9 protein-coding genes are annotated in these 5,908 nt (G+C 67.0%); 6 read left to right on the forward strand and 3 right to left on the reverse strand.

All coding sequences use genetic code 11. The features are described from left to right. Positions 1–320: 320 nt before the first annotated feature. Positions 321–905 (reverse strand): IS3 family transposase, encoded by a 585-nt coding sequence (locus tag IG08_RS0152820; protein ID WP_158812419.1) that lies wholly within the window; start codon positions 903–905, stop codon positions 321–323. 116 nt (positions 906–1,021) lie between these two features. On the opposite strand from IG08_RS0152820, the gene IG08_RS55450 reads away from it, so the two are divergent. Continuing rightward, complete coding sequence (locus IG08_RS55450; RefSeq protein ID WP_043457645.1) at positions 1,022–1,501, forward strand: DUF4760 domain-containing protein; 480 nt, start codon at positions 1,022–1,024, stop codon at positions 1,499–1,501. A 270-nt stretch (positions 1,502–1,771) separates the two neighbouring features. On the opposite strand, the gene IG08_RS62705 is transcribed toward IG08_RS55450, so the two are convergent. Together IG08_RS62705 and IG08_RS0152830 are read right to left on the reverse strand one after the other, a co-directional pair. Next, entirely contained in the window at positions 1,772–1,990 is a 219-nt protein-coding gene (locus tag IG08_RS62705; protein WP_078656153.1) for a DUF397 domain-containing protein, read from the reverse strand. Between the two features lie 5 nt (positions 1,991–1,995). Further along, the gene (locus tag IG08_RS0152830; RefSeq protein ID WP_030621914.1) at positions 1,996–2,880 is read right to left on the reverse strand and encodes a helix-turn-helix domain-containing protein; all 885 of its coding nucleotides are present in this window, start codon (positions 2,878–2,880) and stop codon (positions 1,996–1,998) included. Between the two features lie 551 nt (positions 2,881–3,431). Here IG08_RS0152830 and IG08_RS0152835 point away from each other — a divergent pair. The 5 genes from IG08_RS0152835 to IG08_RS62710 all read left to right on the forward strand — a co-directional run bounded on the left by IG08_RS0152835 (position 3,432) and on the right by IG08_RS62710 (position 5,815). Then, on the forward strand, positions 3,432–3,953 hold the full coding sequence (locus IG08_RS0152835; protein WP_030621916.1) for a hypothetical protein: 522 nt from the start codon (positions 3,432–3,434) through the stop codon (positions 3,951–3,953). Then, entirely contained in the window at positions 3,950–4,522 is a 573-nt protein-coding gene (locus IG08_RS0152840; protein WP_052425351.1) for an ATP-binding protein, read from the forward strand. The genes IG08_RS0152835 and IG08_RS0152840 overlap by 4 nt, the downstream gene beginning before the upstream one ends. Beyond that, on the forward strand, positions 4,503–4,928 hold the full coding sequence (locus tag IG08_RS0152845) for a hypothetical protein (protein WP_030621919.1): 426 nt from the start codon (positions 4,503–4,505) through the stop codon (positions 4,926–4,928). The genes IG08_RS0152840 and IG08_RS0152845 overlap by 20 nt, the downstream gene beginning before the upstream one ends. Positions 4,929–5,039: 111 nt before the next feature. Further along, positions 5,040–5,600, forward strand: coding sequence for a hypothetical protein (locus IG08_RS0152850; protein WP_030621921.1), 561 nt, complete (start codon positions 5,040–5,042; stop codon positions 5,598–5,600). 80 nt (positions 5,601–5,680) lie between these two features. Continuing rightward, entirely contained in the window at positions 5,681–5,815 is a 135-nt protein-coding gene (locus IG08_RS62710; RefSeq protein ID WP_267965080.1) for a hypothetical protein, read from the forward strand. Positions 5,816–5,908: the final 93 nt, after the last annotated feature.

Here is a 5,908-nt window from a genome sequence, read left to right on the forward strand (position 1 = left end):
CAACGTCGGCCTACTCGATTCCAGTCAATCGATCACTCGGGAAGGTACGCCCTTCGCGTCCAACCTAGAGCCGATCCACAGGTCTTGAGCATTGCCCCTGAGGCACCTGTCGGTACTGAACGTCGTCTGGCTCGGCCGATCTACGGTCCTAGCGAGCAACAGACTGGTCAGGGCCATGCTCTCGGCAAAGAACTGCCTCCACACACGCGAGTGTGTGGAGGCTCTTGGCCTTGATTCCGACGGTCAGCAGTACGAGCCCAATGATGCCCAATGGCCCGTACTTCAACTGGATGTGAACCGTTCCGGGTTTGATCGAGACTCTAGGTCGTGACTGTGACCTGGGGTTTCGTGGTTTCGCGGTAGTACTTGGTCTCGTATTCGGCAGGTGGGATGTGTCCTATTTCACCGTGGAGTCGGCGGTGGCAGTACCAGTCGACCCATTCGGCGGTGGCCAGCTCGACCTGGGAAAGCGTCTTCCAGGGTCGGCGGGGCTTGATCAACTCAGTCTTGAACAGCCCGATCGTCGACTCCATCAGGGCATTGTCGTAGGCATCGCCGACTGATCCGATGGATGCGGCGATGCCTGCCCGGTCGAGGTGCTCGGCGAGCGCGAACGATGTGTACTGCGACCCGGCATCCGAGTGGTGTATCAACTCGCCTTTCTGGTACGGGTGTTGGTCTCGGTCGCGCTGCCACAGGGCCATGTCGAGGGCGTCCAGGACGAGCCGGGTCTCCTTTGAGGTGGCTGCTGACCAGCCGACGATGCGGCGGGAGAAGGTGTCCACGACGAAGGCGATGTAGACGACGCCGGCGAACGTGGTGACGTGGGTGAAGTCGGCGACCCAGCATCGGTTCGGGGCGGGGGCGACAAAGTCGCGGTCCACGAGGTCCGGGGCCCGACGCAAGGTCGCGGGTATCAGGACTCGGGGAGGCCCTGCGGCGACGGCCCGTCGGGGTTGGCGCTGTTGTGGTCGGGGATGGGGATCGACGGGGCAGGAGACGGCCGGCCCGGGGGAGTGAAGTGGACATTGTGGCGGTGGTGCTGTCGGTCGCGGCACTGGGCGTGTCGGGTCTTGCGTCCTTGCGGCAACTGCGGCTGACGGAGCACGCAAACACGCTGCCCGTCCTGGTGGATCTGTTCCGTGAACATCGCAGTGTGCACCTGGCCCGGGCCCGGCAGGTGGTGCACGAGCAGCTGCCGGCCTGCAATCTGGCCGCGGGGCTGGAGGGGCTGCCCGAGTCCGAGCGTGACCTGGTGCGTGAACTGGCCTGGTTCTACGACAACCGGGGAGCGCTGGTCACGCACGGCGTGGTGGACATCGAGCCCGTCTCCGGTTATCTCGGGGGATCGGTGATCTCGGTGTGGGAACGCCTGGAGCCGCTGGTGCAGGCGGAGCGTGCCAAGCGAGCGAGGAACGATCTGCCGGATCCGAACCGGTGGCAGGAGTACTTCGAGAACCTGTACCACCTGGTGCGCGAGATGCCGGCAGAGCAAGCATGAGCGCAAACCCACTTGTGGCGGCTTCCTCGCTCGTGACCAGGTGACACCAAGCCCCGGCTGGACGGGGGAGACTTGGGTTCTAGTGGTTGTTGCAACACCCCAGCTCAAGGGGTGCGATGGACTTCGACGTCCGCAAGATCCGGACGGCTCAGGGGCCCAGGAAGCTCCACGCTGAGCGAGCGGAATACTTCCGGCTTGTGAATGCGGGGTACGGCGAAGGGGACACACCCTGAGGGTGTGTCCCCTTCGCCGTACCGTGCGTTGTGTGGGTCAGTGGGCTCGATCTGTCATGACCCTTATGAAGGTCATCCACGGTGCACGGCCGAACGCGCATACCGGTCCGTCCTGGGTCTTGGAGTCACGTACCCACATCGCCCGGACTGACTCTGTGCCCATGCGAGCCGCTTCGACGCACTGTCCCCCCTGGTCGTTGCTGTAGCTGGAGGTAAACCAGCGAGGGTTGCCCAGGGCGTCGTCCCGGTTGGTCATGAGAATCAGAACTCCTCAATTGCCTTTTTGATCATGCTCAAGGACTCTGGATGCCCCGGAGCGAACGCTTGCAGGTCCGTGAACGCCTCCTCGTACCGGTCGACATCTGCCTGCTTGCGGACGACCCATGCGTCCGAAAGGTTCTCCAGGTAGACGATCGGGGGGAAGGGGTCCCGCTCCCTGAATTGCAAGATCGTGAACGACCCGTTCATGCCCGGATGCTCGCCGGACTCGAACGGGACGACCTGCACGCGGACGTTGGGCAGGGACGATGCCAGCTCCGCGATGTGCTCAAGCTGTGTGCGCATCACCTCGACACTGCCGACACGGCGTCGAAGTACGGCCTCATTGATGATGGCGGTGAGCCGCAGCGGCGCAGCCTCCCGGTGCAGGGCTTCCTGCCGCGTCATGCGGACCGCGACGATCCGGTCGATTTCATCCTGGCTCCGCCCCTCGTACGCCCTGCGGTGCAAAGCGCGCACGTAGGGCTCAGTCTGCAGCAGGCCGGGGACGTACTCGGACTCGTAGTTGTGGATCGCGGACGCCGTGGCCTCCTGGCCCAGGTAGGCCCGGAAGCCGGGTGTGATCGCGGGACGGTACTCCCGTACCTCCCACCAGTCTTTCTTCTTCTTGGTGACGACGGCGTACCCGATCAGCGTCTCTTGGAGTTCCGCAGGCGCCTTGTAGATCGCGCAGAGTGCCATCACGTCAGCCGGCTCGACGACCCCGTTTTCGCCGGCCTCTAGGCGGTTGAGCTTCGACGGGCTCACGGTAAGCCGCTTGGCTACCTCGGCCGCAGTCAGCCCCGACGCGATCCGCAGATTTCGGAGCTCGACGGCAAGCTGAAGGCGGCACAGGGCCGGTGCAGCTGACCCCGCGTCCTCAAGCATCTGATCGTCCCTTCTGCCTGCCACAGGTCCAGTGTGTCGGTGCTGCTTCTGCAAGGGCAAGGAATCTTCTGCCGCTCTGCGGAAAATTCTGCCAGCTCGTGAGCATCCGTCAGACCTCCTTCGGTGTACGCCAGTTCTGAACGAGACTTCTTAAGCAGAATTCTGCTAGATCTGTTCTCACGGTAGGAGATCTGCTGGCATTCTGAGGTGGGTCACACACAGCGCGCTCGCCCCGCAACTCCAAGTGATCTTGTGAGGGGTGTCGGCCGAGACGTACCGACCGGGAAGGGAACCCGGATGCCCCGCGAAGCGGCAGAACACGATGCACCGAGCACAGCGGGTGACGCGAACCGCGTTCCACAGAGACGACGGTTCGAGATCCCCGTGAGCACTTCCGTCTTACGCAAGCTCCAGGGCCCGTTGTGCGTGGAATGCGGCGCTCCTGGAGGTCGACTCTTCCCCGCAGGACGGGCGTGCACGGTCGGCCCGGAAGGTAAGGCCCCGCTGTGGTGGGACGTGCGGGCTCATGCCCACTGCCCGAAGAAGACGCCGTGACTTCCGGCGGTGCCCTGACGGGCTGGGAGGGCCGGGTGGAGCCTTGGCAGCCGGGCGCAGAGCCCAGGCCGGGCTTGCTCCGGGCGTGGCGGGCGGGCCGGGCCCCGTTTGTGCGGGTGCGGGGCGTTGAAGTTCTGCGGATCAGCGATGCGCTCTCCGCTGACGTCATCGCCGTGCTGCGTGAGCGGGGCATCCCGCGCGGTCCGGTCCTCGTCAATATTCCTCGCGGGTGCGTCGAGGTGTTGGTGCCGCTCGGGTCGGCTGCGGCCTGGATGACGCGGCCGCACGCGAAGTGTGTTGAGAGCGCCCTGATGAGGTGCCCGGCTCTCGATGTGACGCATGCCAGTGGCCTTTGGGTGGCGGGCCGCACCTGGGAGACGCCTCCCGGCGCCAGTCCCGTGACCACCAGTGTCGACGCGCTTGCCGAGGCCTTGTTTGTTGCTGTGGCCCGTCATGCCGCGCGGCATGACGGGCCCGGTGGCAAGCCCGGCCCCATCAAGGAGGTGCGGTACCGGTGACCATTTATCGCACTCCTGGCGGCCACGAGGTCCCTGCGGCTGCTGCGGTCGTCTGGCGAGAGCTGCGGCCCGTGCCGCCGCACGGCCTGGCCTCATCGCCCCGCAACCAGCAGCTGAGCCCTGTGGTCTCCCCGCAGCGCCTGCGCGAGGAGTGGCAGCTGCCGGGCCGGTCCGAGCACACGCCCGCCGAGGCGCGGGCCTGTGTGGCCGGCACTCTGCGCCGGTGGCGGGTCTCGCGCCGTCTGGTGGATGACCTGACGCTGATCGTGTCGGAGCTTGCCACCAACGCCGTTCTGTACGCCCCCGGCGACACGCTGAGCGTCGCCGTGCTGCTCACAGCCCGCGAGGCCGCTGTGGTTGTGGTCGATAACGGCCCCCACACCGGCGTGCGGCCCCGCGAGGCAGGTGACGACGACGAACATGGCCGAGGCCTGTTCCTCGTTGAGGCCCTGGCCAGCCGCTACGAGGTCCGGCCCGCCGGAGCTGGTACGGCCGTATGGGCCTGTATCCAGCTCCCCTCACCCTCTACACCTCCCGAGGACCTCACTGATGCACGCAGCCACCCGTGACGGTGAGACGCTGACGCTTGCCGCCGTCCCGCATGATCCGGCTCCGGCCGAGGTGATGCGGTGGACCTGGCCTCTCATGGGCCGTGCCCGCCTGGATGAGTACGTCATCACCACCGTGGCCGACGCCTGCCGGGCATGGGGCCGCAGTGAGGAGATGGCTACTCTCCTCGGCCATGTCGCAGCCGAGCTGGTCGGCCTCGTGGCGGCAGGCCCGTACGTCATCGTCACGGCTGCCCTCTCCACCACCGGCGCCACGCGTAGCGCGATTTCCGTGGCCGACCCGACCGACGTCGAGGACGTCCCGGTCAGTCATGTGGAGGCCCCCGCCTCGTGGGGGTGTCACGGTTCGGTGGGCTCCGAGGTCGTGTATCTCGTCATCGACTGGGCGCGCAGGCCCGCCTCCTAGACCCGCAGGTTCGTACGCCCCCGTTGCGGACTTGCGGTGTGCCCCCGCCCGGATTCCTCTCTCCTCCCGGGCGGGGGCACTGCTCACTCGCCCACCCCCGATAGAGAGCGCATGGAGGCACATCTCGACCACCTGGCCCAGGCCGCCGACGGCCTGCGCTTTCTCGGCAAGCCCGACCGGTACCCGTGGCCGGACGTCACTCAGGCCGCCGGCGCGGTGCCCCTGCACGTCTACCGGGCCGTGCTCGCCCTCGACGCGTGGGACGAGCTGTGGCCGGTCGATCAGGTGGCGCTGTGTACCGCACTCGCCGATGGGCACCTGATCGGCGAGCACACCCCGGACGGTCTGACCGGCGAGTTCGGCGATCAGCTCGCCCACCTCGCTGCCGAATGCGCCTACTTCGCCGACTGGTGTGACCCGTCGAGGGAGTGGCCGCAGGCCGATCCCGAGCGTGGCAACCAGCTGCACCGCGTGGCGGAACACCTCACCGCCTACGGTGCTCTCCCGCTGGAGTGGCAGGCCCAGGTGACGCACCGCCTCATGCCCCCGTGCGAGCTTTCGATGAGGCTGGTGCGTGCGCTGCAGTGCACCCGTCCGGCTGGCCCCGCCCCAGGCCGTGCGGCCCGCTCTCCACGACGTCCTGGCCGAAGCCGTCGAGCGCCTGTGAGATGAGGCACCGGCCGTGTCCACCACGGCAAAGGACCTCATGGGGCGCCTGGCCCGCCCTGCCTCAGGGATGGCAGCTGCACGTGATGCGCCGCCTCGATACCGGGACGACCCCGCTCGCCGCGCTCAGCAGCGCCGCCCTGGCCCGCAACATCGGGCGCAACCGGTTCGGCATTGACGGGTGGCGCGCGCTCTCGGAGAGTCGCCCGCCCGCCGCCTAGGCGCTGTTTCTCGGATCATGTGCGGAGCCAGATGATGAGGGCTGCAAGGGTGACGGTGCCGAGGTAGGTGTAGGCCCGTTTCTCGTAGCGGGT

The sequence above is a fragment of the Streptomyces fulvoviolaceus genome (assembly GCF_000718165.1).
Classification (GTDB): Bacteria; Actinomycetota; Actinomycetes; order Streptomycetales; family Streptomycetaceae; genus Streptomyces; species Streptomyces fulvoviolaceus.

Bases quoted from the DNA above. Each gene is read 5' to 3' on its own strand.
- IG08_RS62705 (WP_078656153.1), bottom strand. From the start codon at position 1,990: ATGACCAACCGGGACGACGCCCTGGGCAACCCTCGCTGGTTTACCTCC.
- IG08_RS0152830 (WP_030621914.1), bottom strand. From the start codon at position 2,880: ATGCTTGAGGACGCGGGGTCAGCTGCACCGGCCCTGTGCCGCCTTCAG.
- IG08_RS0152845 (WP_030621919.1), top strand. From the start codon at position 4,503: ATGCACGCAGCCACCCGTGACGGTGAGACGCTGACGCTTGCCGCCGTC.
- IG08_RS0152850 (WP_030621921.1), top strand. From the start codon at position 5,040: ATGGAGGCACATCTCGACCACCTGGCCCAGGCCGCCGACGGCCTGCGC.
- IG08_RS62710 (WP_267965080.1), top strand. From the start codon at position 5,681: ATGCGCCGCCTCGATACCGGGACGACCCCGCTCGCCGCGCTCAGCAGC.